Source organism: Pacificispira spongiicola (genome assembly GCF_012926505.1).
Classification (GTDB): domain Bacteria; phylum Pseudomonadota; class Alphaproteobacteria; order UBA8366; family Aestuariispiraceae; genus Pacificispira; species Pacificispira spongiicola.
In genome coordinates, this window is record NZ_JABBNT010000001.1 from 66,326 (window position 1) to 91,380 (window position 25,055).

26 protein-coding genes, 1 pseudogene and 1 riboswitch are annotated in these 25,055 nt (G+C 57.9%); of the genes and pseudogenes, 18 read left to right on the forward strand and 9 right to left on the reverse strand.

Annotation, left to right across the window (positions count from 1 at the left end; genetic code table 11):
- The first annotated feature begins 113 nt into the window (after positions 1-113).
- From rfbF to HH303_RS00340, 5 genes are read left to right on the forward strand one after another with little or no spacing between them, the layout of a single operon-like run.
- Positions 114-884 (forward strand): glucose-1-phosphate cytidylyltransferase, encoded by a 771-nt coding sequence (gene rfbF, locus HH303_RS00320; RefSeq protein WP_169623220.1) that lies wholly within the window; start codon positions 114-116, stop codon positions 882-884.
- Positions 884-1,963, forward strand: a complete 1,080-nt coding sequence (rfbG, locus tag HH303_RS00325; RefSeq protein WP_169623221.1) for a CDP-glucose 4,6-dehydratase — start codon at positions 884-886, stop codon at positions 1,961-1,963. Before rfbF ends, rfbG begins: the two co-directional genes overlap by 1 nt.
- Before the next feature lie 14 nt (positions 1,964-1,977).
- The gene (locus HH303_RS00330) at positions 1,978-2,640 is read left to right on the forward strand and encodes a class I SAM-dependent methyltransferase (RefSeq protein ID WP_169623222.1); all 663 of its coding nucleotides are present in this window, start codon (positions 1,978-1,980) and stop codon (positions 2,638-2,640) included.
- 21 nt (positions 2,641-2,661) lie between these two features.
- The gene (locus HH303_RS00335; protein ID WP_169623223.1) at positions 2,662-3,627 is read left to right on the forward strand and encodes a glycosyltransferase family 2 protein; all 966 of its coding nucleotides are present in this window, start codon (positions 2,662-2,664) and stop codon (positions 3,625-3,627) included.
- A complete protein-coding gene (locus HH303_RS00340; protein WP_169623224.1) occupies positions 3,608-5,758 on the forward strand; it encodes a DUF6044 family protein in 2,151 nt (716 codons plus the stop codon). Before HH303_RS00335 ends, HH303_RS00340 begins: the two co-directional genes overlap by 20 nt.
- A gap of 26 nt (positions 5,759-5,784) precedes the next feature.
- Here HH303_RS00340 and HH303_RS00345 read toward each other — a convergent pair whose 3' ends face one another.
- A complete protein-coding gene (locus tag HH303_RS00345) occupies positions 5,785-6,360 on the reverse strand; it encodes a cytochrome b/b6 domain-containing protein (protein ID WP_227421442.1) in 576 nt (191 codons plus the stop codon).
- Complete coding sequence (locus HH303_RS00350) at positions 6,353-6,634, reverse strand: PepSY domain-containing protein (RefSeq protein ID WP_169623225.1); 282 nt, start codon at positions 6,632-6,634, stop codon at positions 6,353-6,355. The genes HH303_RS00345 and HH303_RS00350 overlap by 8 nt, the downstream gene beginning before the upstream one ends.
- Positions 6,635-6,796: 162 nt before the next feature.
- Between HH303_RS00350 and HH303_RS00355 the strand changes: the two genes are divergently transcribed.
- The 7 genes from HH303_RS00355 (at position 6,797) to HH303_RS00385 (ending at position 12,582) form a co-directional block, all read left to right on the forward strand.
- Complete coding sequence (locus HH303_RS00355; RefSeq protein WP_169623226.1) at positions 6,797-7,474, forward strand: response regulator transcription factor; 678 nt, start codon at positions 6,797-6,799, stop codon at positions 7,472-7,474.
- A complete protein-coding gene (locus tag HH303_RS00360; protein ID WP_169623227.1) occupies positions 7,471-8,808 on the forward strand; it encodes an ATP-binding protein in 1,338 nt (445 codons plus the stop codon). Before HH303_RS00355 ends, HH303_RS00360 begins: the two co-directional genes overlap by 4 nt.
- A 31-nt stretch (positions 8,809-8,839) precedes the next feature.
- Complete coding sequence (locus HH303_RS00365; protein ID WP_169623228.1) at positions 8,840-9,412, forward strand: helix-turn-helix domain-containing protein; 573 nt, start codon at positions 8,840-8,842, stop codon at positions 9,410-9,412.
- A gap of 8 nt (positions 9,413-9,420) precedes the next feature.
- Positions 9,421-9,957 carry a GNAT family N-acetyltransferase gene (locus HH303_RS00370; RefSeq protein WP_169623229.1) on the forward strand — a complete coding sequence of 179 codons (537 nt, stop codon included), beginning with the start codon at positions 9,421-9,423 and terminating at the stop codon, positions 9,955-9,957.
- A gap of 83 nt (positions 9,958-10,040) precedes the next feature.
- A complete protein-coding gene (locus HH303_RS00375; protein ID WP_169623230.1) occupies positions 10,041-10,634 on the forward strand; it encodes a hypothetical protein in 594 nt (197 codons plus the stop codon).
- Between the two features lie 290 nt (positions 10,635-10,924).
- On the forward strand, positions 10,925-11,953 hold the full coding sequence (locus HH303_RS00380; RefSeq protein WP_169623231.1) for a hypothetical protein: 1,029 nt from the start codon (positions 10,925-10,927) through the stop codon (positions 11,951-11,953).
- The gene (locus tag HH303_RS00385) at positions 11,950-12,582 is read left to right on the forward strand and encodes a GTP pyrophosphokinase (protein WP_169623232.1); all 633 of its coding nucleotides are present in this window, start codon (positions 11,950-11,952) and stop codon (positions 12,580-12,582) included. The genes HH303_RS00380 and HH303_RS00385 overlap by 4 nt, the downstream gene beginning before the upstream one ends.
- 76 nt (positions 12,583-12,658) lie before the next feature.
- Here the strand turns inward: HH303_RS00385 and clpA are convergent, their stop codons facing one another.
- A complete protein-coding gene (gene clpA, locus HH303_RS00390; protein WP_169623233.1) occupies positions 12,659-14,980 on the reverse strand; it encodes an ATP-dependent Clp protease ATP-binding subunit ClpA in 2,322 nt (773 codons plus the stop codon).
- A 146-nt stretch (positions 14,981-15,126) separates the two neighbouring features.
- Entirely contained in the window at positions 15,127-15,501 is a 375-nt protein-coding gene (gene clpS / locus HH303_RS00395; RefSeq protein ID WP_169623234.1) for an ATP-dependent Clp protease adapter ClpS, read from the reverse strand.
- 252 nt (positions 15,502-15,753) lie between these two features.
- Here clpS and HH303_RS00400 point away from each other — a divergent pair, with 252 nt between their 5' ends.
- Positions 15,754-16,137, forward strand: a complete 384-nt coding sequence (locus HH303_RS00400) for a hypothetical protein (RefSeq protein WP_169623235.1) — start codon at positions 15,754-15,756, stop codon at positions 16,135-16,137.
- A 22-nt stretch (positions 16,138-16,159) separates the two neighbouring features.
- On the opposite strand, the gene HH303_RS00405 is transcribed toward HH303_RS00400, so the two are convergent.
- Positions 16,160-16,435 carry a hypothetical protein gene (locus HH303_RS00405; protein ID WP_227421443.1) on the reverse strand — a complete coding sequence of 92 codons (276 nt, stop codon included), beginning with the start codon at positions 16,433-16,435 and terminating at the stop codon, positions 16,160-16,162.
- Positions 16,436-16,642: 207 nt separating this feature from the next.
- Between HH303_RS00405 and rpmE the strand changes: the two genes are divergently transcribed.
- Together rpmE and HH303_RS00415 are read left to right on the forward strand one after the other, a co-directional pair.
- Positions 16,643-16,864 (forward strand): 50S ribosomal protein L31, encoded by a 222-nt coding sequence (gene rpmE, locus HH303_RS00410; RefSeq protein ID WP_169623236.1) that lies wholly within the window; start codon positions 16,643-16,645, stop codon positions 16,862-16,864.
- A gap of 216 nt (positions 16,865-17,080) precedes the next feature.
- Positions 17,081-17,545 carry an Hsp20 family protein gene (locus HH303_RS00415; protein WP_169623237.1) on the forward strand — a complete coding sequence of 155 codons (465 nt, stop codon included), beginning with the start codon at positions 17,081-17,083 and terminating at the stop codon, positions 17,543-17,545.
- Between the two features lie 63 nt (positions 17,546-17,608).
- Here the strand turns inward: HH303_RS00415 and HH303_RS00420 are convergent, their stop codons facing one another.
- Both HH303_RS00420 and HH303_RS00425 read right to left on the reverse strand, forming a co-directional pair.
- Positions 17,609-18,694: a hybrid-cluster NAD(P)-dependent oxidoreductase gene (locus tag HH303_RS00420; protein WP_169623238.1), complete on the reverse strand. Its 1,086-nt coding sequence runs from the start codon at positions 18,692-18,694 to the stop codon at positions 17,609-17,611.
- Between the two features lie 4 nt (positions 18,695-18,698).
- Positions 18,699-19,937 carry an aromatic ring-hydroxylating oxygenase subunit alpha gene (locus HH303_RS00425; RefSeq protein ID WP_169623239.1) on the reverse strand — a complete coding sequence of 413 codons (1,239 nt, stop codon included), beginning with the start codon at positions 19,935-19,937 and terminating at the stop codon, positions 18,699-18,701.
- Positions 19,938-20,084: 147 nt separating this feature from the next.
- A riboswitch (cobalamin riboswitch) is annotated at positions 20,085-20,311 on the reverse strand.
- 203 nt (positions 20,312-20,514) lie between these two features.
- Between HH303_RS00425 and HH303_RS00430 the strand changes: the two genes are divergently transcribed.
- Together HH303_RS00430 and HH303_RS00435 are read left to right on the forward strand one after the other, a co-directional pair.
- Positions 20,515-21,147 carry a glutathione S-transferase family protein gene (locus HH303_RS00430; protein WP_227421444.1) on the forward strand — a complete coding sequence of 211 codons (633 nt, stop codon included), beginning with the start codon at positions 20,515-20,517 and terminating at the stop codon, positions 21,145-21,147.
- Positions 21,147-21,929 (forward strand): TIGR03084 family metal-binding protein, encoded by a 783-nt coding sequence (locus tag HH303_RS00435; RefSeq protein WP_169623240.1) that lies wholly within the window; start codon positions 21,147-21,149, stop codon positions 21,927-21,929. Before HH303_RS00430 ends, HH303_RS00435 begins: the two co-directional genes overlap by 1 nt.
- Here the strand turns inward: HH303_RS00435 and HH303_RS00440 are convergent.
- On the reverse strand, positions 21,926-23,125 hold the full coding sequence (locus tag HH303_RS00440; protein ID WP_227421445.1) for a cytochrome-c peroxidase: 1,200 nt from the start codon (positions 23,123-23,125) through the stop codon (positions 21,926-21,928). The two genes, HH303_RS00435 and HH303_RS00440, sit on opposite strands and share 4 nt — an antisense overlap.
- Positions 23,126-23,306: 181 nt before the next feature.
- On the opposite strand from HH303_RS00440, the gene HH303_RS19925 reads away from it, so the two are divergent.
- Complete coding sequence (locus HH303_RS19925; RefSeq protein ID WP_227421446.1) at positions 23,307-24,614, forward strand: MFS transporter; 1,308 nt, start codon at positions 23,307-23,309, stop codon at positions 24,612-24,614.
- Between the two features lie 30 nt (positions 24,615-24,644).
- Here HH303_RS19925 and HH303_RS19930 read toward each other — a convergent pair.
- A pseudogene (locus tag HH303_RS19930) lies at positions 24,645-24,794 on the reverse strand (alcohol dehydrogenase catalytic domain-containing protein); the annotation flags it as partial.
- Positions 24,795-25,055 lie beyond the last annotated feature (261 nt).

Consider the following 25,055-nt stretch of genomic DNA (forward strand, 5'->3'; position numbering starts at 1 on the left):
CAGCGGCTTCTCCCGCCCATTACAAACGCACCGTCGGTGTCGGCTTTGGGGAAAGCCGACACCGCGATTAGGCCGTTATGGGCCTAATCGGCCGTTGGGCCTTGGGGGACAATATGAAAGTCGTAATACTGGCGGGCGGCTTCGGCACGCGAATCAGCGAAGAAACGGACAACAAGCCGAAACCGATGATTCCAATCGGAAATTGGCCGATCCTCGTCCATATCATGATGATCTACAGCCATTTCGGCCATAAAGATTTCCTGGTCGCCTGCGGCTACAAAGGCGAATACATCAAGGAATATTTTTCCAACTTCCGCCATCACAACAGCGACCTTTTCGTCGATCTGGAGAGCGGACATCTGGAACATACGAATATCCGGGTTCCGAAATGGAAGATCGGGTGTATCGACACCGGTCAGAATACGATGACCGGTGGACGTGTACGCCGCCTGCGCGACCATATCGGCAATGAACGGTTTATGGTTACCTACGGTGACGGCGTCGGCGATATCGATATCGCGAAGCTGGTTGCCTTCCATGAGTCGCACGGCAAACTAGCGACGGTCACGGCGGTTCGCCCCCCTGCCCGTTTCGGCGCCTTGAAGTTGGACGACGACCGGGTATTGAGCTTCAACGAAAAATCCAATGCGGATGTGGGTTGGATCAACGGCGGGTTTTTCGTTTTCGAGCCGGATTTCCTGGATTTGATCGACGGAGACGGAACCCATCTCGAAACGGACCCGATGACACGCCTTGTCGAAGCGGACGAATTGCGCGCGTTCCAGCATGACGGCTTCTGGCAACCGATGGATACCCTGCGCGAACATCGCAACTTGGTTCAGATGTGGGAAACGGGTACCGCCCCGTGGAAACTCTGGGACTGATGACCGGCGCATTTTCCATCTACGACGGCTTGCCGGTCGCGGTCACCGGCCACACTGGGTTCAAGGGCGGGTGGTTGACCCTGATGCTTCGGCATTTCGGTGCTCGGATATCCGGCTTTTCCTTACCCTGCGGCAGCAAGGACGCATTGTACGAACGGGCCGGTATTCGGGATTCCGTCGCGGCGGAAACGCTAGCGGATATCAACGAACCGGGGCGGGTGGCGGATTGGCTGACGGAAACCCAGCCCGCCATCCTATTCCATCTGGCCGCGCAGCCGTTGGTGCGCGCATCGTACAACGACCCTGCGGAAACTTACGAAACCAACGTAATGGGCCTCGTCCGTTTGCTTGAGGCTGCCCGCCGCGTGGAAAGCCTTCGCGCCATTGTGGTCGTTACGACAGACAAGTGTTACCGCAACACGGAACAGATCTGGGGCTATCGGGAAGACGACCCGCTGGGCGGCGACGACCCGTATAGCGCATCCAAGGCCTGCGCGGAAATCGTCTCCCAGAGTTACGCCAAAAGCTTTTTTCATCGTGACGCGTCCTGCTTGTTGGCGACCGCACGGGCCGGAAACGTCATCGGCGGCGGGGATTGGTCGGTCGATCGCCTTGTGCCAGATGCGATCCGCGCCTTGTTGAACGGGGAGCCGCTGGTCTTGCGTAATCCGGGCGCCATTCGCCCATGGCAGCATGTTCTGGAACCGTTGACCGGGTATCTTGAAGTCGGACGCCGTTTGCTGAACGGCGACAGCGCTGCCGCAACGGCCTGGAATTTCGGTCCCTACGCCGACGATCAGGTCCCGGTAAGCGACCTCGCGCGCGGAATCGTCGATTGCTGGGGCAGCGGCCGGATCGAAACGGCGGTGGATCCGAAGGCGGTCAAGGAAGCGGCGCTGCTGAAACTGGATATCGCGAAGGCGTCGTCGTATCTGGACTTCAAACCACGATACAGAGTGGACCGGGCCATCGCCGAAACCATCGAATGGTATCGCGGCGTTTTCGTAGAGAAAAAAAATGCGCATACGCTTACGATGGAGCAAATAGAGCGATATCTGGCCGCCGCGCCCAGCCCATAATCCGAAAGTCTTCAATGGACCAGGAATTCGACAAATACGCCGCCGACTATGACGAGCATATGCAAGAGCTGCTCGGCGATCACAAATACTATACCTATCAGAAAGTATCGACGCTGCGGCAGAACGGATTGCTGAAATCCGGCATGCGGATATTGGACTACGGTTGTGGAACGGGCACCCTGGCGTCCGAAATCGTGCGCAGCGGTCTCGGTGCTACCGTCGACGGATTCGATCCATCGGAAGACAGCCTGAAACGCGTGGCCGACGATGTCCGCGCACAAGGCGCCTTCACGACGGACGGGACGCAGTTAGGCCGCGATTACGACCTCGTCGTATTTTCCAATGTCATGCATCACGTGGAGCCGACCGAACGGGACGCCGTTCTCGCGGATGCCCGATCCCGACTGGCGCCAACCGGCCATATCGCCATCATCGAACATAATCCGCTGAATCCGATGACCCGAAAAATCGTCCGGGATTGTCCATTCGACGAAAACGCGATCCTCCTGCCCAGCGGCGAAGCGAAAGACCGATTGTCCCGTCTGTTCGGGGGGCCTGCGAATGTGCGTTTCACTCTGTTCTTCCCGGCGTCCCTCAAATCACTGATGGGACTGGAGAAGTTTTTGGGCTGGTGCCCCTTGGGTGCGCAATATTTGGCCTTCGCCGGACAGCGATAATTTTTTCGGGAGCGAAACGCCATGGCGGCATCGCCGAAAACCAAGAAGACGATCACCATCCTCGTTCCGACCTTCAACGAAGAAGACAATGTGGAGCGATGTTATCGCCGCGTTTCGGATGTGATCGCCCCGTTTGAAGCATCCTATGAGTTCGAACTCCTGTTCGTCGACAACCACAGCACAGACGGTACGTTCGAGATACTGAAAGGCTTCGCCGCCCAGGATAAGCGATTGCGGGCCATTCGCTATTCGAAGAACTTTGGGTTCCAGCGCTCCGTCTTCACCGGCTACACCATGGCACGGGGCGATGCCCTGATTCAAATCGACGCCGATCTCCAGGATCCACCGGAAATTATCGCAGAATTCATCAAAAAATGGGAAGCGGGCTACAAGGTCGTCTACGGTATTCGGCGCAATCGCAAGGAAGGGAAAGTCATTAATTTCCTTCGCGCGGCCTTCTATTTCATCATCGACGCCTTGGCGGAATGCGACTTACCCCACCATGCCGGGGATTTCCGGCTGGTCGATCGCGTCCTGATCGATCAGATCGCCGCGAAAGGCGATTGCCACCCCTATATCCGCGGCATGCTGGCGGAAATGGGATATACGCAGATCGGCGTTCCGTTCGACCGCCAGGCCCGCGAATTCGGCGAAAGCAAGTTCAAGATTCGTCAGTATTTTTCCTTCGCCTTCGACGGCATCCTGTTCCATTCGGTCCTGCCGCTTCGCGCGGCGACATATTTCGGTCTTCTTATTGCCGGCGGGACCGTCGTGTTGATTTTATTCTATCTTCTGAATCACTTTCTTTCGGACGACACCCAACCCGCCGGTTTCGCGACGACAACGGTTTTGATCCTGTTCGGCATATCGCTGAACGCCATCTTCCTGGGCATTATCGGGGAATATCTGGCGCGGATATATCAACAGCTCAAGAAGACGCCGCAGGCCTTGATCGAAGAGACCGTCAATGACGATCCTCGGAAATAGGTTGCGAACCGTCATTGCGCGGGACCGGTCGCTGACGGCGCTCATTGTCGGCACGCTGTTCGTACAAGTGGAGTTCTTGGCGCTCGGCCCGTTTTCCTTTTATCAGGAACACGACAACGGCGACGCAATTTATCCGACCGTTGCGCCGTTGGTTTCCGAATTCCCGTTACCGGGCCTGTTCTATCCCTATGGCATGGCGGGCACTGACAGGTTGGCGACTGGCCATCATGGCGGCATGGAGCTGTTCTTATATTGGCTGTTGCCGGATTGGCTGGGTCTCACCCTGTTGACCGTCGCGCTTACAGCCTTCGCCGCCTTCTACACGTTTCGGCTATCCAGAGATCTATTCGGCGCGCCGGGTCCATGGGCTGCCATTACCGGTATCTTCGCAGGATTCCTGTGCAGCCAGGGACAATTGTTCAACACGACCATGGCGCTGGTGCCGCCGACGCTCTGGTACTTGACGGAAATCCGACGCGATCCCGGAACGTTCCGGCGCAGCGTCGCCTGCCTTCTGGGATTGTCAGTATTTCACGGCCTGACGGGACATATCCATTTCATGTCCGTCGCCTTCGCACCGATCCTGATTCTATGGCTGGCGGTCGTCTTTCCCACCCGAAAAATTGCAGTAATCGGACCGGCCGTGATGGCGGTTCTTTTACCCCTTGCTATGCGCTGGCAAGATTTCGCGGCAGCCGCTTTGAACGGTCCCCTGTCCCACCGCAACGAGCAACCGCGGGACCTTCCGTTGGAATCGTTGGACGCGGTCGTAGACATGGCGCTGCTGCGGTCTCATGCCATCGCCACGGTGTCGTTTCTGGTGACGGTCGCCGCCGTGGCCGCAGCGCTGATGTTTCGTCGAAAAGCCATGGTCATGGCTAGCCCGGCAATTCGATTACTTCTATCCTGCCTTTTCCTACAGTCCATGGTCATTATCGTGCCGCTGGTTAAGCCGCATCTGGTTGCCATTCTTCCGTTGCTCAACGGGTTCGCCCTTTCGCGTGGTGCCATTGCGGTGCCCATCTTCTGGGCGATCAATATCGGCGCGGCCGCATCGCTATTCGCATCGCATACATCAGGGACGGGGCGCTGGCCGGTGCTTGGCCCGAAAAGTGGACAGGCCGTTTTCGTCGCGGTGGCTTGTTTTCTGATCTATTCGATCGCGACGCAGAAAATCGATAACCTTGAAGCCTATATTCGGACCGGCAGCTTCGTGTTCGCTTTCCAGAGCGACACGCTATCGGACCTCGCGACGACCGTGGAAGAGACCGACCAAGGCCCGTGGCGAGCGGAACCGATACGCGTGGAAGCGACGCGGCTACAGGCCTATGGAATCGAAACACTGGGCGGTTATTTCACTCTCTATCCCAAACGGTTCCACAATTACTGGCTGGCGCTGATCGATCCGCTCAAGACAACCAGCCCGGATGCCTATGAATCCATGCGGCGCTTGGGAAGCGAAAGCTTCCTGTTTTCCACCGATCACGATGCAAGCCCGGCACTGGCCGAATTTGCGGATATCGATTTGCTGTCCCTCGGCAATGTACGGTTTATACTTTCGAAGAACCCTCTTTCCGAAAATTGGCTGATCCCCCGCAGAACCGCCGCCATGGCTTGGGACGAAAGGTCAACGACGGAAAAGGCGACGGAAAACCTGAAAGCGAATTTCACCGGATTTTCTGAATTTTACATCTATGAAAATCCCAGAGCCGCCCGTCGCTTTTTCCGCCCTATGGCTTTGGAAGTCATGCCGAACGACGGGGCGGTTCTCTCGGCATTGCAAACCCGTTCCCTGGAGGAACTGCTGGCAGCGGCGCCAATCGAGGATGACGAAGCGCCCGGATGGTCGGTATCGGGCGGGCGCGCCGACGAAGCGTCGGATAGTATCGGAAAAATCGAACGGCTATCGGATCGCTACCGCATCCAGGTCGATTACAAAACCCCCGGTCTTTTGGCCGGGTCGGTCAGCTACAGTCCCTTCTGGAAAGCACAATTCATCCCGGATGATGGGGAGACGGTTCCGTTGGAAACCGCCCCCCTTTATCATGCATTCATCGGGACCTTGGTACCGGCTGGTAAAGGGGTCGTGGAATTCTTCTACCGCCCGCCTTACCGTGTCCTGGAGCCGTAACCGCACCGGACTTTCCCAGCCAGTGGTCAGGCGACATCACCCGGTTCCGGGGCCTTTTTGCGGCCGTTGACCATGGCGCGCACCAGGCTTTCGCCGTGTTTCAGGCTGGCCCAGACAACCCCCAGAACATGCACGCCGACGAGCGCCAGCAGCAGGTTGGCGAAAGTCTCATGGACTTCTTCCACCCATTCGACGCCCCAGAAGGCATCCAGGGTGCCCATCCATCCGGTCGCGACCAGCACCGCCATGCAGGCGAGCAGGGCCAGGACCATCGCCCCACCGGCGGGGTTGTGGCCGATATAGCGGGCCTCGCGGCCTTTCAGCATATCGCCCAGATATCCAATGACCGTGGCCGGACGGCGCACGAATTGCCAAAACCGGGCGTACCGTGTCCCGATCAGGCCCCAGACCAGTCGGACGGCGATCAGACCGCCCGCGACATACCCCGCCGTTTCATGCAGGTCGTTCCATTCCTCCGCACTGATCCAGGCGATCGCGAAACTGGCGACCAATCCCCAGTGGAACAGGCGCACGACCGGGTCCCAGACCCGGATCGTCGCCCGGGAAGACATTCCTGTCCCGGTCATGCCCGTGTCAGTCATCCTCGCCGTCCTTGACGAGTTCGAAGGTCTTCGGGTTGAAATAGGCTTCGCGGCGGCGGCCTTTTTCATCCATGGCATAGACTTCGTAACAGCCGTCGTCCTGCTTGATGCGGCGGACTTCCCAGCCCTTTTGCGTCAGCATCTGTTCCAGCGCCTCGGTCGGTTGCCATTCGGACATCGGCACCTTGCAATAATCGCCGCCAGCCTGGGCGGCTGCCATTCCGGTGAAGGCAACGACGGCAACCGTGGCGAAACGAAGGATGGATTTATTCATAGTGTACGTCTCCTGAAGGTATGGCCGAACCATGTCGGCGCGCTTTCTATGAGATCACCATGACCCGGCGTCCTGACACGAACCTGACGGCATATAAGTTTTTTCTTCAGCTTTCCGTAAGCTACGCTGCCTAGATATTTCCCCGGCCTTGTGGAGACGGGTATGAGAGTTCTGTTGGTTGAAGACGACGCCGCCCTCGGAAACGCCGTTTCCGAACAGGTCGCGGATCAGGGGCATGCCGTGGATTGGGCGCAGACCGTGTCCGATGCGAACGCCTGTTTGGATGCCGCCGCGTATGAATTGATCCTGTTGGATTTGATGTTGCCGGACGGTAGCGGTCTGTCTTTCCTGCGCGCCCTGCGCCGGGGCGGCGCCACTGTACCGGTTATCATCCTGACGGCCCGCGACCGTATTTCCGAAAGGATCGAGGGATTGAATGCCGGGGCCGACGACTATCTGGTCAAACCGTTCGACCTGTCCGAACTGTCGGCCCGCATCGCCGCCGTCGCCAGACGCTATGCCGGAAATCCGAACCCCATCGTCACCGTCGGTCCGCTGGAGGTCGATCTTGCCGCCCACGTGCTGCGGCGGGATGGGAAGACCATCACCCTCACCGCGCGCGAATGGCACCTGTTGGAAGCCTTGATGCGCCGGCCCGGCACGATCCTGTCCAAGACGCAGCTTGAAGAAAGCCTATATAATTTCGACAGCGAGTTCGAAAGCAACACGATCGAAGTCCATATCAGCCGCCTGCGCAAGAAACTGGGCAAAGACGCGATCGAAACCGCCCGCGGCCTCGGCTATCGCCTGAACAGCATGGCATCGGGAACCGCGTCGTGAAAACCGGCTACAGCCTGCGGCGGCGCCTCGTCATCGGTCTGTCGGTCAGTGTGACCGCGCTTTGGTTGATCGGCACGGCGGTGTCCGCCTTTGTCGTCCGCCACGAATTGGACGAGGCCTTCGACAGCGCTTTGCAGGAAACCGCCCAACGTATCTTGCCGCTGGCGGTCATCGACGTTTTGGAACTGGGCGAAACCGATACCGCCCGCCGCATTTCCCCCCTGTCTCATCAGGAAGAATACCTGATCTATATCCTGCGCCGCGCGGACGGCACGGTGCTGCTGCATTCCCACAATGCCGATCCGGCCGTCTTTCCCGACCGACCCTCGACCGGATTCCGGAACAGCGGCGACCATCGAATCTATGGCGAAAGCGCGGTCAGCGGCAGTTACATCCTGGAAGTCGCCGAACCGCTGGCCCATCGCCGGGAAGCGACGATGGAATCCTCCGTGGCGCTGCTCTATCCCCTATTGGTCCTGCTGCCGATCGGCCTGTTCGGCCTGTTCTGGCTGACCCGCCGTGGACTGGCGCCCGTCTTGACCCTGTGCGGTGAGATCGGACAACGCGGGTCCAAGGACCTGTCCCCCATCGCCGGCGGCGGCTTGCCGGAGGAGGTGCTGCCGATCGTCACCTCCGTCAACGAATTGCTGGGTCAACTGTCCAAGAGCCTGGCAGCGGAACGTGCCTTCGCGGCGAACAGCGCCCATGAGCTGCGCACCCCGATCGCAGGCGCCCTTGCCCAGACGCAGCGATTGCGGGATCAGTTGGACACGGACGACTTGCGCCACCGCGCCGACGCGCTGGAGGCCAGCCTGAAGCGTATCCAGCGGATTTCGGAAAAGCTGATGCAGCTCGCCCGCGCCGAAGGGGCCGGCGTTTTGGCCGCCCATGAGTCTGATTTGCGCCCGATCCTCGATCACCTGGTCGAGTCCTATCGCCGCGATCACGATCAAGCGGCGCGGATCGAGTATCACGCGGCCCAGCCGCATCTGATGTCCCGGCTGGACCCGGATTCCTTCGGCATCCTGATCGGGAACCTGATCGAAAATGCGCTGAAGCACAGCAATCCCGGCAGCACGATAAAGATTACCGTGAATGCGCCCGGTACAATCCAGATCGATAACGACGCGCCCCCCATCGGGCCGAACGACCTTTCGCGCCTGAAGGATCCGTTCGCGCGCGGCGGCAGCACGGCGGAAGGCAGCGGCCTCGGTCTCGCCATCGCCCATACGATCGCGGAAGCCGCGGGCGCCGATCTGACGCTCCGATCGCCCAGCCCGGGCCGGGACAGCGGCTTTACTGCCCGATTGACCCTGGTGAACGAACCCTCTTGACCGTTTCCCTATTCGGGATATTTTCCCATTTATGGAAACTTCTCTGAGTATTGAAACCTCGATCGATACCCGCCTCGCGGAACGGCTGCGCCTGTTGCGGATGGATCGTGGATGGACGCTGGACGACCTTGCCAAGCGCAGCGGGGTCAGTCGCGCCACGCTATCCCGGCTGGAAAACGGCGAGGTCAGCCCGACCACCACGGTGCTGGGCCGCCTATGTGCCGCCCATGGCATGACATTGTCGCGCCTGATGATCCTGGTGGAAGGCGACACTGCCCCGCTGATCCCGCAGGCGGCGCAAACCGTCTGGACCGATCCCGAAACGGGCTATGTCCGCCGCGTCCTTTCCCCGCCCGGCGGCGATCTGTCCGGAGAGGTGATCGAGGCGACCCTGCCGCCCGCCTGCCGCATCGACTATGACGCCCCGCCACGGCCGGGATTGGAGCACCATCTTGTGCTGCTGGACGGCATGTTGACCGTCACCCTGGACGGGACGGCGCACCGGGTCGCCCCTGGCGATTGTCTGCGGTATCGCCTGTTCGGAACCAGCCGTTTCGAAACACCGGCGAATATCGGTGCCCGCTATCACCTCTTCCTAGTGTGAGGTACGGCATGACCGCCCCCATCCTCAGGGAACTCTCCGCAACCGATCTCGACGCCGCCCTGCCCGGTTTGCGCGACTTACTGCATGCCTGCGTCGCGGCGGGGGCGAGCATCAGTTTTATCAAACCCTTCCGTCCCGAAGACGCATCGATGTTTTGGAAAGACAGCGTCTTCCCCGGCGTCCAGGCCGGAACCTGCCTGCTGTTCGACGCCGAAATTGATGGCCGGGTCGTCGGATCCGTTCAATTCGACATGAACACACCGCCGAACCAGCACCATAGGGGCGAAGTGCGAAAACTGCTGGTCCATCCCGACTGCCGTCGCAACGGGATCGCCAAGTTACTGATGAATCGCCTTGAAGTTGCGGCACTCGCCAACCATCGAACCCTGATCACCCTCGATACGCGGACAGGCGATGCGGCGGAACCCCTCTATGCATCGTTAGATTACGAACGAGCAGGCACGATTCCAGGTTTTGCGCGCGACGTAGCGTCAGATCGGCTGGATGCCACGACAATCTTTTATAAACATTTAACACGGGAATAGCCGTTCGCGTTAACCAACCGTTAACGTATCCCCCCCTAGCCTGATCACGGGTGGGGAAACTAGAAACGGGAAGAATTCCACGTATGGTTTCGTCCATTATATCCCATGTGGACGGTTTTGGACTGCAGGCGTCAGAAGACTCCGCACTGAAACCGGAACATGACGGCCATATTTGGCTCGGCAATTTCTTGAAGTCCAAGATGGTCGACGGATACGTCGACCGCGCGGCCATTCAACCGGAAGACATTCAACCGGCCCTTCTACCGTGCTTGATCGTCCTGGACCGGCTGCCTGCGGATGGTGAGGTCAGGGCCGATTTCGTCTATCGTCTGATGGGCGGCACATTGGTCGACTATGCCGGGGTCAATATGACGGGAAAGCTGCTGTCCACCTTTCCGCATCCGGATATCCGGGCCAGTATGGAAACCTACTCCCATGCCGTCTGCGACCATATAAAACCTTTGTTTTCCGCCACGCATGCCACCTTCGGCAACAGCGACACCGTCTTCACGGAACGCAGCCTCTATCCGACGATCAAGGGCGAAACAACGGGCATCATCGCCCTGATCACGGTCAACGCCCCGCCCGCTCCTTACGACTCGGTCAAGGAAAGCCCGAACTACCGCCACGTCCGCGAACACTACCGTTTGCTCAATGATGTGGGGTGCTGGGGCTGATCGATCCACAAAGAAAGTCCAATTTCCCGCGCGAAAGGATTCTTCAACACAAAAACACGCATGCATTTCACACAAACAAAAAAATTAACTATATAATATTAATATTTTCTTTACTTTATTTTTTCTTTCTATTCCGAAAATTATACAAAACTACCCTGTGTTCTTAAACACACTTAATCACGTATAGGAACGTTATGCTCCAGCTTAAATCTACTAAAACCACACATTGACAGAGAAACACTCTCCACCCAAAATCGTAAAACTTTCAATATTATCGAAAAAGCAAAAAAATGGCGATCACAGCAATCCATAGCTTCCTAGTACATCCCCTAAAAGGTGCTAAGAATCCATTTAAAGTTGGCGGCACAGAAGTCACTTTTTCCGGCAAACTTTATGACTTACTTGATGAGGTCTACACTAGAAGCGAAAGTGAATGCAGCATTCCAATTGCATTTAGGATGAGCGAAGATGGAACTCAAACCAATAGATGCAGAACAATTATCCAGGACCATCTCAAGCATGAAAATTTAACAACCGGGTCCGCCATCGCTAAAAGGCTATCTGAAAATACGACAAAACGTTCGAGCCTAGGACTGCTATTTCTAATATGCGGCAACGAAGTTGGTGCATCACCGTACAAAAAACTTGTTATTTCACGTTTCCCAGTCAACAGCGCTATTCTAGCGGAGGAAAATTCTGAAAAGCTGAGTATTGAATTCTTGGAACGTGTATTTATGAGAAGCGCTCACGCTTATAAATCTGTTCTATATAAGGATTCATCTATTGATCATGGATTCTGGAAGGGACATGCGGTAGATCGCCAAGTAAATAGCGGCGATATTGAAACATCTGCTTATTGGATAAATGATTTTCTGGACTCGGAATACGCGACCACGCCAAAGCAGGGGACGATGAGATTAGCTTCAGCTTTCCGAAAGGCAACGCAGGTCACAGATGATTTGGATATCAAACAAGAGTTAACAGCAGCATCAATTCTATTTAAGAATTTTGATGGACAAACTTTAAGTGCCGAATCTGCCCTTTCTTCTCTTGGGCTATCTGAAAAATCTAGAAACCTGATATTATCTCAATTCAAAAATCCTTCTTTAGCAAAGGAGCGATTTACTTTTAATGCGACTCTTTTTTCCACTGAGACACCATATCGGTCCATCCAATTGGACACAGGCGCAACTCTGATGGCTCAAACGGAAAAATTTGACGATTTATTCAAACGCACTGAATCAGACAATGAAGACCAGCTTGTTACTTACAGCACTAGCGGTCGTATAACATCCGAACGCATCGAGAAACGCAGATGAACGATTTAGAAAAAGTTTATACTGAGAGATACAACAAACATTTATTCGGAATCTGTAAAGAGCTCGAAGACTACATTCGACTTTGCTTACGCGATGTAAGTCGAATTGATAGAATCACGACAAGACCAAAATCAATCAAAAGCTTTATCGAGAAATCAAAATCTACCGATAACGCAGGAGACAAGAAATACCTAGATCCGATAAACCAAATACAAGACCAAATAGGAGCACGTATTATAACATTTTACACCAGAGATGTTGAGCGAATTTACGAATTATTACTTGAATCACTTAAACCAATAGAGCAAAAAAACAGAATCCCAGATTCTGAATGGGAGTTCGGATATTTTGGAAACCACTCTATCTTTCTGTTACCTACTGAAGTTTACGAATCGGACTTTGAGCCGGGAGTTGTTCCTCAATTTTTTGAGTTGCAGATAAAAACGATGTTCCAACATGCTTGGTCCGAGGCAAACCATGACCTCGGGTATAAGAACATAGAAGCAAGCATGTCGCCCAATGACAAAAGACTGTTAGCATTTACGTCTGCGCAGGCTTGGGGGGCGGATTTCACGTTTAACGACCTATCGGCCAAACACCTATCGGATTATCCAGAAACAAAGCACTAAATCGATATCCATCGAAAAAGAATAATGGCTCCGCAATAAAGCGGAGCCATTAAGCTCTAAACTATAGTCATGCACCTCAGGCCTTCTCGCCCTTCTTCGTGCCTTTTTTGGACTTCGACTTTTTCGCCGGTGTATCCGGGAAGGCGAAGCGGAGTTTGTTTTCCGCCTTGTCGACGTCGACCAGGACCGACCCGCCATTGGACAGCTTGCCGAACAGCAGTTCTTCGGCCAGCGGGCGTTTGATGTGTTCCTGGATGACGCGGGCGAGCGGGCGGGCGCCGTAGCGGTCGCTGTAGCCCTTGTCGCCGAGCCAGACGCGGGCCTCGTCCGTCAGGTCGATGGTCACGTCGCGTTCGGCAAGCTGGGTTTCCAACTGGATGACGAACTTGTCGACAACGCGGCCGATAACGTCCTTGGACAGGGACGCGAACGGGATGATGGCATCCAGACGGTTGCGGAATTCCGGCGTGAACAGGCGTTCGATCGCTTCCGTATCCTCGCCTTCCCGCTTTTCCCGGCCGAAGCCTATGGCGGGCTTTGCCATATCCGTCGCCCCGGCATTCGTCGTCATGATCAGAACGACGTTTCGGAAGTCGACCGACTTGCCGTTATTGTCCGTCAGCTTGCCGTGATCCATGACCTGCAACAGGACGTTGAACAGGTCCGGATGGGCCTTTTCGATTTCGTCCAGCAGCAGCACGCAATGCGGCGTCTGATCGATGGCGTCGGTCAACAGACCGCCCTGGTCGAAGCCGACATAGCCCGGGGGCGCGCCGATCAGACGGGACACGGTGTGCCGTTCCATATATTCTGACATGTCGAAGCGCTTGAGCTCGACGCCCATGGTGCGGGCCAGTTGCTTCGCCACTTCCGTCTTGCCGACGCCGGTCGGGCCGGAGAACAGGTAGGACCCGATCGGCTTTTCCGGTTCACGCAGGCCCGCACGGGCCAGCTTGATCGCGGAGGTGAGCGCGTCGATCGCCTGATCCTGGCCATAGACCATGGTCTTGAGGTCGGATTCGAGGTTGGACAGCGCGTCGCGGTCGTCGCGGCTGACCTGTTTCGGGGGGATGCGCGCAATCTTCGCGACCACGGCTTCCACATCCTTGGTGCCGATCTGTTTCTTCCGCTTGCTTTCGGCCAGCAGCATCTGGGCCGCGCCGACCTCGTCGATCACGTCGATCGCCTTGTCCGGCAGCTTGCGGTCGTTGATGTAGCGCGAGGACAGTTCCACCGCCGTCTTGATCGCATCCTGGGTATATTTCACCCCGTGATGCTCCTCGTAATAGGGTTTCAGGCCCATAAGGATCTTGATCGAATCCTCGACCGACGGTTCGGTCACGTCGATCTTCTGGAAACGGCGGGCCAGCGCCCGATCCTTTTCGAAGTGACCGCGATATTCCTTATAGGTCGTGGACCCGATGCAGCGCAGGGAACCGTTCTGCAAGGCGGGTTTCAGAAGGTTGGACGCGTCCATCGCGCCGCCCGTGGTCGCCCCGGCGCCGATCACCGTGTGAATTTCGTCGATGAACAGGATCGCGCCGTCGGTCTGTTCCAGTTCCTTCATCACGGCCTTCAGCCGTTCTTCGAAGTCGCCGCGATATCGCGTCCCGGCCAGCAACGAGCCCATGTCGAGCGAGAAGATGGTGCAGGTCGCCAGCACGTCCGGCACGTCCAGTTCGACAATGCGCTTCGCCAGCCCTTCGGCGATGGCGGTCTTGCCAACGCCCGGATCGCCGACCAGCAGCGGGTTGTTCTTGGTCCGGCGGCACAGGACCTGAATGACGCGTTCCACTTCCTGCGTTCGTCCGATCAGCGGATCGATCTTCCCCTCGCCCGCCTTCTTGTTCAGATCGACGCAATAGGCGTCCAGCGCCTCATGCCCCGACTTGTTCACATCTTCGGCCTTCGCGTCTTCTTCCGTCCCGGACGGGGCGGCCTGGGTCGGGTTCGGTTCCTGACCCGGCACCTTCGCAATGCCGTGGGAGATGTAGTTCACCGCGTCGAACCGCGTCATATCCTGAAGCTGCAGGAAATAGACTGCGTGGCTTTCGCGTTCGGAGAAGATGGCGACCAGGACATTCGCGCCCGTCACTTCTTCCCGGCCAGAGGATTGCACATGGATCGCCGCGCGTTGCAGCACCCGCTGGAACCCGGCGGTCGGCTTGGGATCCTCGCTCAACAACGTGACCAGATTGCTGAGGTCGTTGTCGATATAATCCGCCAGGTTGCCCGTCAGCTTTTCCATATCGATGCCGCAGGCCCGCATGACGGCAATCGCGTCCTGATCCTCGGTAAGGGCCAGCAGGAGATGTTCCAGCGTGGCGTATTCGTGATTACGCTCCCCGGCCAGCGTGAGGGCCCGGTGCAGCGTCTGTTCGAGAACCTTGGACAGCATATACCCGTCTCCTTACGTTTCCGGAGCGGTCTGCCGGACGGGGATGCCCGGCTTCGGCCGATCCGGTACCTTGCAAAGGCCCGCCCGCGCCGTTCCGATTTGAAACGTCCCGACGGGGACGCGGGAAACACGGGCCTTTGGAACCTCTATTCCTTCTCCAGCGTACACTGAAGCGGATGTCCTTCCTTGCGGGCCATGTCCATGACCTGGGTCGCCTTCGTTTCGGCCACCTCATAGGTATAGACGCCGCAGATACCGACACCGCGGTTATGCACGTGAAGCATGATCTGGGTCGCTTCTTCGCGAGTCTTACCGAAGAACCTTTCTAGGACGTAAACGACGAACTCCATCGGTGTGTAGTCGTCGTTCAGCATCAAAACCTTGTACATGGACGGTTTCTGGGTTTTGGGACGCGTTTTGGTTACGACGCCCGTACCCGGCGCACCGTTTCCGCCACCGTCCTGATCGTCCCCGCCGTCCGGACCGGAGGCGAAAACCCGTATGTCCCAATCGATCGTCATTGTCGCTTCGACCGTTACTTTCTTAACTGCCGGAATCCGGCTGATTACCGTCACGGGATAGGACGATGCGCCAATTGTGCACCGCCGTCCCCACAGAAGATTATATTGTGCGATTCATCGCCATTCAAAGGGGCGATTTTCAAGAGAATCGTGACAAGGGACGTTTCATGGTGATCCTGTTCTGTCGTATCAAGGGATACGGTAGCATAGGATACTCGCAAGCGTGTAACCGACTAATGGGGGACGGCACGGATGGATTTCGTAAAACGGGACCCGCCCCGGCGGTTTACGGTCGGCGCAGCGGGGCAAATCGAACTGTCCGATTGCGGGACTGTCCGTCTGGACGCGGATGAACAGGTCACCTTCCATAGCGTATCGGGTGGTACGGAAACCGCCTTCGACGTGACGCGAAAAAGTTTCGGATACTATGCGTCGAATTCGTTGAACGGCACCCTGCCCCGGCAAGGACTGCGACCCGCTTTATGCCGGAACGAGGCCCACGGATTGCTCTACATGCTGTTCGTCGAAAAGGGGAAGGAGGCTGACTACGCCGCCTATCTGGACGCCGAGGGCATGGTGCATCTGGGCTGGTTGGACGCCATAAACGCAATGCGCTTCCCGGCCCAGAAACCCTGACCGGAAAAGCGCCTCTCAACCGTTATTCAGTACCGATCCGCGGCGGGCCGCCCTTCGCCGCCTGGCTGGGACCGAAAGCCTTGTCCAGAACACGGGTCGAATCCTCGCCCAGCGCGATAGCTTCCGACAGCAGTCCCAGGATCTTAACGTTGTTCGCCAGAACGTGTTGGGCTTCCGGACGCGTATCGTCGGTGATCTTGGTGCAACGGATCAGCACATCCTTGCGGACGATGCGCAATACCTCTTCCAGCTTGTGGCCATCCGGGCGTTCCTCCGAAACCAGGAAATGCGTCATCATGCAGGCTCCTCTCACTATGGCCTCGTTTTTCAAAGGAATAGCCCATTCGCATCGCCGCGTCGAATGGAACCGGCGACAAAGCGGTTGCATCCGGGGAAACACCCTAGTAAAAGCCGCCTCTGATACGGAATTCGCGCCATGCCGATCAGGCTCTTTCCCAAGTGTCGGGCCGACGGACATCGCGCATAAAATGGAGCTATGAGTTCGATGAAAAGCGAGATCCACCCGGAATACCATTGGATCACCGTCACCATGACCGACGGGACCTCCTATAAGACCCGTTCGACCTGGGGCAAGGAAGGCGACGAGTTGAAGCTGGACATCGATCCGACCGGCCACCCGGCCTGGACCGGCGGCACGGGCAAGCTGATGGCGTCCGGCCAGCTGGACCGCTTCAACAAGCGTTTCGCCGGTTTCGGTCTGAAGTAAGTTTCGGCACCATGCCGGATGCTAGGGGCGGCCTTTCGGCCGCCCTTTTCGTTTGCCCTCTTGAATCCTGAAAACGCGTTTCCCAAATTTGATGTGTCGAAAGGCGAAACCGGGAATGCCCGAACGGGGTTTCCGCGCCCAAGACGCAAGTTGGACCGTCGCCGAATGAACGGGACGGTCCGGGAACAGGTATCGCTCGATCTAAGGAGGATCACCATGCGTGGATTCGATATGTCACCCCTTTTGCGCACCACCGTCGGCTTCGACCGTCTGGCCCGCACCCTGGACAGCCTTGCTACCGAACAAGTGCCGTCCTATCCGCCCTACAATATCGAAAAGCTGAATGACGACGATTACGTCATCACCATGGCCGTCGCCGGCTTTTCGCAGGACGAACTCGACATCGTCGTGAAGGAAAACACGCTGACGGTACGCGGCAAGACCACCGCCGACGACAATGCGGAGGAACGCCAGTTCCTGCACCGTGGCATCGCGGCGCGGGCCTTCGAACGTCATTTCAGCCTCGCCGACCATATCAAGGTCGCGGACGCCCGTCTGGAAAACGGCCTTCTGCACGTATCGCTGAAACGCGAAGTGCCGGAAGAAGCCAAGCCGCGGTCGATCCCGATTGCGACCAACGCAATCGGCAAGCAAAAGACCATCGAGCAGAAGGCCGCGTAACGCGCCTTCCCAATCAAGAGACGATACAGGCGCCGGGAACGATCCCGGCGCCTGTTTTCCTATTTAGACTTCGACTTCGACGGCGCCGATCGGCTGGGAGCAGCAGGCGAGCACGAAACCGTCGGCGATTTCGTCATCCGTGATGCCGCCGTTATGGACCATATGCACCTCGCCCTTGGTCTTCTTGACCTTGCAGGTGCCGCAGACCCCGAACTGGCAGGCGGACGGAATATTCAGCCCCGCTTCGCGTGCCACGGTCAGGATCGAATCCGTTTCCCGGCAATCCGCCTCCACCCCCGACAGGGCGAAGGTCAGGTGGGCAGTCGCTTCCTCGCTGGGGACGACATCGTCGTATTCCGGGACCTGTTCTTCGGTCCGGATCGGCGCGTGGAAGCTTTCCTCGTGATAGTGATCCATATCGAATCCGGCGACGTTCAAAACGTCCCGGACGGCGCGCATGAACGGTTCAGGACCGCAGCAGAAGATTTCCCGTTCCATATAGTCCGGCGCCATCAATTCCAGCATCAGTTGGTTCAGGCGTCCGCGATACCCGGCCCAGGCGGCATAGGGGTCGTCTTCTTCCACCACGAAATGCAGCTTGATATCGGGAACGCGCTGCGACATGCGGCGCATTTCATTGGCGAACAGCAGTTCCGACGGACGCCGGGCGCAGTTGATCAGCGCGATATCCGTATGCTCCCCATTGTCGAACAGGTACCGGGTCATGGACATCATGGGGGTGATGCCCGAACCGGCACCGATGAACAGGTATTTGTCCGCCGAATACTTGGTGAAGGTGAAAATCCCGCCCGGCCCATAGGCGCGCAGGCGGTCCCCGACCTTCAGATTGTCGATCATCCAGCGCGTACCGATGCTGTCCGCCTGCGCCTTCACCGTCACGGAAATCGAAATCGGCCGCGACGGCGAGGAAGACAGGGTATAGGTCCGCAGGATCGGCTGCGGACCGACGGGTAGTTCAAGAGAAATGAACTGCCCCGGCTGATACAGGAACCAGCTGTCATCCGCCGTCTTGAAGCAGAACGTGACCGTATCCGGCGCTTCCGGGATGATCATCACGCAGACGAGTTCCTGCGAGTCCTTCCAATAAGCCCGCTCGTTCAGCGGCAGGTAGGTTCCTAGCTTCATCATCGGATTATTCCGCCGCGGCCAGGAAAGAAGCCGCGTTAAGCTGCTTGCCGAACGCTTCGCAATACCAATCGACGAATTGGATCACGCCGTCCTCATAGACCGGAGAATACGGCCCCGGTTCATAGGCCGGGGAATCGATGCCCATCTGGTTCTGCTCGACAAGGCGGCGGTCCTGGTCGTTGGTCGCGGTCCAGACTTCCGTCAGGGTCTTCAGATCGTAATCGACGCCTTCCACCGCATCCTTGTGAACCAGCCACTTGGTCGTCACCAGGGTTTCCTTCGGCCCGATCGGCGTGACCTGGAAGGTCACCGTGTGATCGCGCAACAGGTGGTTCCAGGTCGTCGGATAATGGAACAGAAGCATTGACCCGATCCGTTGTTCCCCGATCCCGCCCAAAGGCTTCGACACGGCGGGCTTGCCGGACATGGTGAAGCTTTCGGTGTCGCGGTTCAGGGGAACGCGCATGACGCGGTATTGGTTGTTGTCCGCGATTTGGAAGGTGCTGGGCAGGCCCGCCGCCTCACACCGGTCCCAGTGATTCTTCAACGTATCGTCGCCGTCCTGTCCGACGACGCCGGTGAAGGTCGGCGCATCGGAATAGGTGCGGCACAGTTCCGGGTGGGACCCGGAGCAATGATAGCATTCACGGTTATTTTCCCAGACCAGCTTCCAATTGCCTGCCTCGACGATGCTGCTGGAATGGGCCAGTTTCGCATCCTTCAACCCATGCGGCAGCATGTAGGGTTCGGCAACGGCGCGGAAGGCCTCAAAATCCGGGGCGTCCTCGGCGAAGCAGATGAAGATGTATCCGGCAAAGCTGCGACACTGAACCGGCTTCAGCGCATGCGCGGTCGGGTCGAAACTGGGGCCCATTTCGCGCGCGAACAGCAGCTTGCCTTCGGTATCGTAGGTCCACTGGTGATAAGGACAAACCAGACGCGGCGCGGACCCGCGATGGGACTGACACAAGCGGCTGCCGCGATGACGGCAGGAATTATGGAAGGCGCGGATTTCGCCGTCGGCGCTGCGGATGATGATCGCTTCCGCGCTGCCAACCTTATAGGTCACATAATCGCCGACCTTCGGGATTTCGCAATCGTGTCCGGCGAACAGCCAATCGCGCTGGAACAGCATGTCCATTTCCAGATCGAAAATCGCCTGATCGGAATAAAGCCCCTGCGGCAGGGAATAGCCGGGCCGCCGCGATTCCAGCAATGCCTTGGCGTGAATAAGTGCGTCCATACCGAACTCTCCTCATTTGTCGGTCCGAACCGGTTTCCCCGGTCGGGTGTGGTATGGTCGCTGGTGAAGTCAGGAGGAGCCGTAACGTGTCCTCGCCCGACAATCGGGCGCACGTCCGTACCGCCTCAAGATCGCCACCCGCGATCCAAGCGATGTCTGCTCAAGGCTGGTTTCCGGGCTAAGGAAGGGGCCATAGCCGGTTGCGGCGCCTTCTCAGGACATGCGCATGTCCCAATGGCTTTTGTGCCGCAATTATCCTCCCAATACCGTTGCGGGGGCAGCACCGGATTTTCACCGGTTTCCCACTTTTTATGACTTCCTGAAACGTCCGTCGGACGCCCTGGCCGCCAAGCACCTTAAGCCCGCACAACATGCCGCCGAATGAGGGGATCGAACTGACCGATTTGCGGCAATTTAAAATTCAACAGCGACGACGGATTGTCGTCGGTGCGATTTTTCCCGCCGGATGTCCGAAACGATGGTTTCGATTCTCTAAGCCACCCGCGCAGGAAATCTCGGTTGCGCGTCCCCTGCCATTTGGCAAGATCGCGGGCGTCCCATTCCCACGGAGAAAAGAATGTCCGACCTGACTTTGTATGACTGTCTGGAAAGCGGTAACGGCCACAAGGTACGACTGTTCTTGAGCCTACTGAACCGCGATTTCGACCTGGTCCTGGTCGATATTCACAAGGGCGAAACCCACACGCCGGAATTCCTGGCGATCAATCCGAACGGCAAGATTCCGGCGCTGAAACTGGGCGACGGACGGACGTTGAGCGAATCCAACGCGATCCTGTTCTATCTGGCGGAAGGCACCGACTATTTTCCGTCCGATCCGTTCAAGCGCGCCCAGGTGATGAGCTGGATGTTCTGGGAACAATATCAGCACGAACCGACCCTGGCGGTCGCGCGGTTCTGGTGTCATCACATGGAAATGACACCGGAACGCAAGGCCCTGCTGGCCGAAAAGCGGGCGAAAGGCAACGACGCCCTGGCGCTGATGGAAAAGAATTTCATCCATGCCGACTGGTGCGTCGGCGACGACCCGACCATCGCAGATATCAGCCTTTATTCCTATACCAGCGTCTGCGAGGAAGGCGGCTTCGACCTGAAAGCCTATCCCGCCGTTCGGCGTTGGCTGGACCGTGTCGCCGCCCTGCCCGGCTTCATCCCGATGGAACCCTGGCCCATGGAACCCGGGACCGGCTGATGCAACAGGCAGAGGATTTTCGACAAGAAAGCGTAGTCCTTTACGAACTGTTGGCCGGCATCCCGACTGGCCGGTGGAATGAGGCGACCTTGTTCAAGGGATGGACCGCCGACGATATCCTGCAACATCTGCATTTCTGGAACGGGATGGCGGCATTGCAGGTCACCGATCCCGATCGCTTGATCGGCCTGATCGACCGGGCCCTGTCGGATCCACGCGGCATGCATGCCTTTGAGACCTCCCATCTGAACGGCCTATCCGGGACGGCTCTGCTGGACGCCTGGATCGACGGCGCGAACACCCTTGCGGACCGGTTCTCTACACTCGATCCGAAGGCGCGTTTGAAATGGGCCGGGCCGGATATGAGCGCCCGGTCGTCAATCACCGCGCGCCTGATGGAAACCTGGGCCCATGGTCAGGCGCTGTTCGACCTGCACAAAACCAACCGCCCGGCGACGGACCGCCTGAAAAACATCGCCGTGTTGGGGGTGAACACCTATGGCTGGAGTTTCGCCAACCGTGGGGAGCCCGCCCCCGCGCCCATGCCGTATATCCGGCTGACGGCGCCATCCGGGGATATCTGGGAATTCGGAGAGGTCTCAGACGCGGAGCGCATCACGGGACCGGCGGAGGCGTTCTGTCAGGTCGTGACGCAAACCCGCAATGTCGCCGATACCGGCCTGACCGTGACCGGGCCGAATGCGCGGGCCTGGATGGCGCGGGCACAATGCTTCGCGGGACCGCCGCACGATCCCCCCGCGCCGGGCGTCAGAACCGCCTAGTTTTCCAACAGTCCTTCGTAGCGCCGGTCGGTCAATGTCTTCAGGAAGGCAACCAAGGCATCGATCCGCTTGTCGTCCAGCGCGGGACCGTGGGTCAGTTCCTTGGTCGACAGCGTATTCGGGACCTCCGGCGCCGCCCAGGGCTTGCCGGTTTCGGGGTTGATCTGCCGGGCCTCCGACTTGCTGTTATACTTGTCGTAGAACAGGATGACGGTGCGCAGGTCCTTGAAGACACCGTTATGCATATAGGGGCCGGTCACCGCGACATTGCGCAGGGTCGGCACCTTGAACTTGCCGTCTTCCGCCGGATTGTCGACCGCAGGGTTTTCCAGAAGCCCATGATCGACATGATCCGGCCCCAGTCCATTCGCCGCGCGAACCGCCGCGTTCACCGGCACACCGATATTGTGATACTGATAGTTGGAGAAGGTTTCTTTCGGCGTACCGCCGAAATCGTGCAGTTGATGGCACAGGTTGCAGTTCGTGAACTGCTCCGAAAAGAACAGCAGACGCCCCAGTTCTTCCTGATCCGTCAGCGTCGCTTCCCCGCGCAGGAACCGGTCGTATTTCGAATCGAAGGGCGCGAATTCCGGCGTCATTTCGAAGGCGGTGATGCTGTCCGCCATCGCCGCATAGGCGGCGTCCGGTTGCTGGAAAACACCGTCGCCATAAAGCCGCGTAAAGGCGTCGATATAATCCGGATTTTCCTGCAACCGCGCGACGACGGCCGCCTTGTCCGGCATGCCCATTTCGATGGGGTTGAGCGGCGGCCCGCCCGCCTGCCCCGGCAGGTCAGCTTCGCGACCGTCCAGGAACTGGCCGCCTTTATAGATCAATCCGGCAACATGCTGAAATTTCGGTGAGAACCGGGCATAAGCGGCGGTCGGCGTATTCCGGTCCCCCAGAGACGTTCCGTCATCCCCCAGGGACACGGCGCGGCCAACCTCCGTCTCGCGCGGATCGGTAAAGGCCAGGGCCGGATCGTGACAGGTCGCGCAAGCCATGGTCCGGTTCTTCGACAGGTTGGTATCGAAGAACAAGGCCTCCCCCAATGCTTCCTTCGTCGGATAGATGGCATCTGCCGCCAATGAGGATCGGATGCCGATAAGGCCGCCAGCGACCAAACCTAGAGTTAGGGTTACTGAGAGGATCGACCGGACCACCATTTGCTTCTCCCGACGCGTTTCGCGTCCCATGCTTACGCCTGTCGAATTAGCATTGCAAACGCGTCTGATTACCAAATTGACGCATCCTGGCATCCGAAAACCATCGCGAAATGTCTCGAATGGGCTGCTTTGCGTCCGCTACAACCTTCCTACACGACCGAATTGGCGTAAGGTGATCGAAACAACGCGTTTGCAACCAGCACTTTTGACCATGTCACCCATCCTTGCCGTCGGCGCCATCATCAACGGAATCGTTCTGCTTCAACTCGGGATGGGATTGTTGAGTGCGCTGTTGCCGCTGCGCATGGCGGATGCCGGTTTCGCCTCTTCCGAAATCGGGATTCTCGCCGCCGGGTTTTCCGGGGGATTTCTGGTCGGCTGCATCTACGCCCCGCGCCTCGTCCGACGGATCGGTCATATTCGGGCTTTCTCGACCTTCGCCACGATCCTGTCAGCCCTGACCCTGGCGCTCGCAATCGACACGGACCTGTTCCTGTGGACCGCCGCACGCCTCTTGTCCGGATTTTGCTTTGCCGGGTTGCTGACGATTTCCGATAGCTGGATTTCCAGCGAAACCGACCGATCCGTGCGTGGCCGGGTGATGAGCGTCTATATGATCCTCTACAAACTCGCGCAGGCGGCGGGGCCGCTGATCCTGACCGTCGCCGCCATTCACGGAAACTGGCATTTCATGCTGGTCAGTGCGTTGTTCTCGCTCTGCCTCGTCCCGGTGGCACTGCGGCATGGCGGCAACCCGACGCCACCGTCGAATGCCCGCATGGGACTTGTGGAAGTCTATCGAACAACGCCGCTGGCCGTTGTCGGCTGCCTGTGCGTGGCGACGTCGAACAGCGCCTTGGCAAACCTGATCCCGCTGTATGGCGTATCCACGGGCTTGGGGGTTGCCGGCGCGGCGATCCTGAGTTCGGCGCTGCAATTGGGCGCCTTGTTCCTGCAATGGCCGATGGGGTGGGCATCGGACAAGACGGACCGCCGGGTGGTGATGATTTTCGGAATCGCCGCCATGGCCGCGGTCAGCGCGACCATTGCCTTACTGCCGCCCATGCCGCTGCCGGTCTATATCATCCTGATCGGGATTACCGGCGGCTTCGGCTTTTCGATCTATCCGATCATCGTCGCCCATGCCGGTGATTTCGTCGAACCGGCGGAAATGGTGCCGCTGTGCGCGACCTTGATGCTGGCCTTTTCCTTCGGCATGACGATCGGGCCGCTGACGGGCAGTTTTGCCATGGACCTACTGGGACCGAAGGGATTGTTCCTGCATGCCATCGTTTTCAGCACGATCTTCGTCATCTTCGCGCTGTATCGGATGAGCCGCCGCGCCGCGCCGGTCACGCTGGACAGGTCGGCCTATGTCAACGTCCCGGCCAGTTCGACCGCGATCTCGCAACTCGACCCGCGTTCTCCGGGACCGGAAATCGATGAAACCCTGGAAGAAGCCTTCGGCAGCGAACGGGACGAGGACGAGCGCCCCCATTACCGACACTCCGAAAAGTAGCCCCTTCGTCGAAGACGATAACATTCCGCAAGACGGCTCCGGACCGGACCTCATCGATCGCCTCGTTGATCCGGTCCAGCGGACAACGACCACGGGCTCGCCGATCGTCAAGCCGCGCACATTCTCACCAAGCGCCTCGACCACACCGGCGGCCTCATGACCGAAGACGGCGGGAAGCATGCCGCCCTTGCCGCTTTACGGGAGATTGCGAATAGACGGAAGCCCGAAAAATGCATCCGATGAATTCATTCTTGTCCGCGAGAAACCGCCCTGATTTTCAAGAACACGTTACATGCCCGACAGGAAAAATTGACCCAGATCAAGGAACAACTCACGAAATTCTGTATTATAAAAAAATCAAAATACTTCCTTTGTATTTATCTTAATAATATTTAATTATTCTAAATATTATCCATTTGAATTCTTGATTTTTAAGTTGAT

Coding starts and splice junctions, on each gene's coding strand:
- HH303_RS00430 (WP_227421444.1), top strand. CDS start 20,515: ATGTCCGACCTGACTTTGTATGACTGTCTGGAAAGCGGTAACGGCCAC.
- HH303_RS00345 (WP_227421442.1), bottom strand. CDS start 6,360: ATGACTGACACGGGCATGACCGGGACAGGAATGTCTTCCCGGGCGACG.
- HH303_RS00435 (WP_169623240.1), top strand. CDS start 21,147: ATGCAACAGGCAGAGGATTTTCGACAAGAAAGCGTAGTCCTTTACGAA.
- HH303_RS00365 (WP_169623228.1), top strand. CDS start 8,840: ATGGAAACTTCTCTGAGTATTGAAACCTCGATCGATACCCGCCTCGCG.
- rfbF (WP_169623220.1), top strand. CDS start 114: ATGAAAGTCGTAATACTGGCGGGCGGCTTCGGCACGCGAATCAGCGAA.
- HH303_RS19925 (WP_227421446.1), top strand. CDS start 23,307: ATGTCACCCATCCTTGCCGTCGGCGCCATCATCAACGGAATCGTTCTG.
- HH303_RS00440 (WP_227421445.1), bottom strand. CDS start 23,125: ATGGGACGCGAAACGCGTCGGGAGAAGCAAATGGTGGTCCGGTCGATC.
- HH303_RS00340 (WP_169623224.1), top strand. CDS start 3,608: ATGACGATCCTCGGAAATAGGTTGCGAACCGTCATTGCGCGGGACCGG.
- clpA (WP_169623233.1), bottom strand. CDS start 14,980: ATGCTGTCCAAGGTTCTCGAACAGACGCTGCACCGGGCCCTCACGCTG.
- HH303_RS00425 (WP_169623239.1), bottom strand. CDS start 19,937: ATGGACGCACTTATTCACGCCAAGGCATTGCTGGAATCGCGGCGGCCC.
- clpS (WP_169623234.1), bottom strand. CDS start 15,501: ATGACGATCGATTGGGACATACGGGTTTTCGCCTCCGGTCCGGACGGC.
- HH303_RS00415 (WP_169623237.1), top strand. CDS start 17,081: ATGCGTGGATTCGATATGTCACCCCTTTTGCGCACCACCGTCGGCTTC.
- HH303_RS00330 (WP_169623222.1), top strand. CDS start 1,978: ATGGACCAGGAATTCGACAAATACGCCGCCGACTATGACGAGCATATG.
- HH303_RS00335 (WP_169623223.1), top strand. CDS start 2,662: ATGGCGGCATCGCCGAAAACCAAGAAGACGATCACCATCCTCGTTCCG.
- HH303_RS00370 (WP_169623229.1), top strand. CDS start 9,421: ATGACCGCCCCCATCCTCAGGGAACTCTCCGCAACCGATCTCGACGCC.
- HH303_RS00375 (WP_169623230.1), top strand. CDS start 10,041: ATGGTTTCGTCCATTATATCCCATGTGGACGGTTTTGGACTGCAGGCG.
- HH303_RS00350 (WP_169623225.1), bottom strand. CDS start 6,634: ATGAATAAATCCATCCTTCGTTTCGCCACGGTTGCCGTCGTTGCCTTC.
- HH303_RS00355 (WP_169623226.1), top strand. CDS start 6,797: ATGAGAGTTCTGTTGGTTGAAGACGACGCCGCCCTCGGAAACGCCGTT.
- HH303_RS00380 (WP_169623231.1), top strand. CDS start 10,925: ATGGCGATCACAGCAATCCATAGCTTCCTAGTACATCCCCTAAAAGGT.
- rfbG (WP_169623221.1), top strand. CDS start 884: ATGACCGGCGCATTTTCCATCTACGACGGCTTGCCGGTCGCGGTCACC.
- HH303_RS00400 (WP_169623235.1), top strand. CDS start 15,754: ATGGATTTCGTAAAACGGGACCCGCCCCGGCGGTTTACGGTCGGCGCA.
- HH303_RS00385 (WP_169623232.1), top strand. CDS start 11,950: ATGAACGATTTAGAAAAAGTTTATACTGAGAGATACAACAAACATTTA.
- rpmE (WP_169623236.1), top strand. CDS start 16,643: ATGAAAAGCGAGATCCACCCGGAATACCATTGGATCACCGTCACCATG.
- HH303_RS00420 (WP_169623238.1), bottom strand. CDS start 18,694: ATGATGAAGCTAGGAACCTACCTGCCGCTGAACGAGCGGGCTTATTGG.
- HH303_RS00405 (WP_227421443.1), bottom strand. CDS start 16,435: ATGATGACGCATTTCCTGGTTTCGGAGGAACGCCCGGATGGCCACAAG.